The sequence below is a fragment of the Streptomyces rectiviolaceus genome (assembly GCF_039533825.1).
GTDB classification, from domain to species: Bacteria; Actinomycetota; Actinomycetes; order Streptomycetales; family Streptomycetaceae; genus Streptomyces; species Streptomyces rectiviolaceus.
The window spans coordinates 1-1,474 of the sequence record NZ_BAAAUG010000180.1; the positions used below are offsets into that span (position 1 = coordinate 1).

At 73.8% G+C, this 1,474-nt stretch carries 1 protein-coding gene and 1 pseudogene; one reads left to right on the top strand and one right to left on the bottom strand.

Annotated elements, in window-relative coordinates; translation table 11 throughout:
- A pseudogene (locus tag ABD378_RS38120) lies at positions 1–935 on the top strand (SARP family transcriptional regulator); the annotation flags it as partial.
- An 18-nt stretch (positions 936–953) separates the two neighbouring features.
- Here the strand turns inward: ABD378_RS38120 and ABD378_RS38125 are convergent.
- Positions 954–1,474 (bottom strand): electron transfer flavoprotein subunit alpha/FixB family protein (locus tag ABD378_RS38125; RefSeq protein ID WP_344528934.1); only part of this gene is annotated, 521 nt, incomplete at its 5' end.

The window sequence follows — 1,474 nt, forward strand, 5'->3', positions numbered from 1 at the left end:
CCGAACGCACCCTGGCCGCGCTCCCGCCCGACGCGCACCCGGCGGCACGGGCCCGCCTCCTCGCCACCATCGCGCTGGAGTCACGCGGCACCAGATCGGCGCGCGGGCCCCAGGCCGCCCGGCAGGCCGAGGAGATCGCCCGCCGCCTCGGCGACCCCGCGCTCCTGGCGTTCGCCCTCAACGGTCTCTTCATGCAGACCTTCCACCGCACGGGTCTGGCCGCATACCGGGACGCGATCGGCGCCGAGCTCGTCGCCCTGTCCACCCGGCACGGTCTGGCCACGTACGAGGTCCTTGGCCATCTCATCCGCCTCCAGGCCCGCAGCGCACTCGCGGATTTCCCGGGAGCCGACGGCCACGCGGCAGCGGCGGATCTCCTGGCGGAGCGTCACGAACTGCCGCTGGTGGGCGTGTTCACCCAGTGGTACGCGGCGCTGCGGCTCGCCGAGACCGGGCAGCCGCCGGCAGCAGAGGCCGCCTACCTGGATGCCGCCGCGCGGCTGGACGGCGCGGGCATGCCCGGCCTGGAGCGCGGGCTGCTGCCGCTGGCCCTGCTGTGCCTGCGCCTACGACACGGGCGGCCCACCCCGACCGGCGCGGGAACGAACGGGGGAGGCGACGAGAGCACGGACTGGGGGCCCTACGAGCCTTGGGTCCGTCCCCTCGTGCTGCTGTCCCGGGACCGCCGCGGCGAGGCGGCTCAGGCGCTGCGCCTGCTCCCGGACCCGCCACGCGACCTGCTGCTCGAAACCCTGTGGTGCCTGGCCGGGCGGGCGGCGATCGCCGTCGACGACCGGGAGACGATGGAGCGCGCTCACGCCGAACTCACCCCCGCAGCCGGGGAGTTGGCCGGAGCGGGCAGCGGCCTGCTCACCCTGGGCCCGGTGGCGCGGCACCTCGATGACCTCGCTGCTGCCCTCCGGCGCCCGGGGTGAGTGATCGTCAGTAAGGGCTCAGCCCTTGCGGGTGTTGATCTCTTCGGTGAGGGCGGGGACCACGTCGAAGAGGTCACCGACCACGCCGTAGTCGACCAGGTCGAAGATCGGGGCCTCGGCGTCCTTGTTGATCGCCACGATCGTCTTGGAGGTCTGCATGCCCGCCCGGTGCTGGATCGCACCCGAGATGCCCGAGGCGATGTACAGCTGCGGGGAGACGGACTTGCCGGTCTGGCCGACCTGGTTGGAGTGCGGGTACCAGCCCGCGTCCACCGCGGCACGCGAGGCACCCACGGCCGCGCCCAGCGAGTCGGCCAGGGACTCGATGAGGTGGAAGTTCTCCGCGCCGTTCACGCCACGGCCGCCGGAGACCACGATGGCGGCCTCGGTCAGCTCGGGGCGGCCGGTCGACTCACGCGGGGTGCGCGCAACGACCTTGGTGCCGGTGGCCTGCTCCGAGAAGGAGACGGTGAGGGCCTCGACGGTGCCCGCGGCCGGGGCGGCTTCCACGGCGGCCGAGTTCGGCTTGACCGTGATGA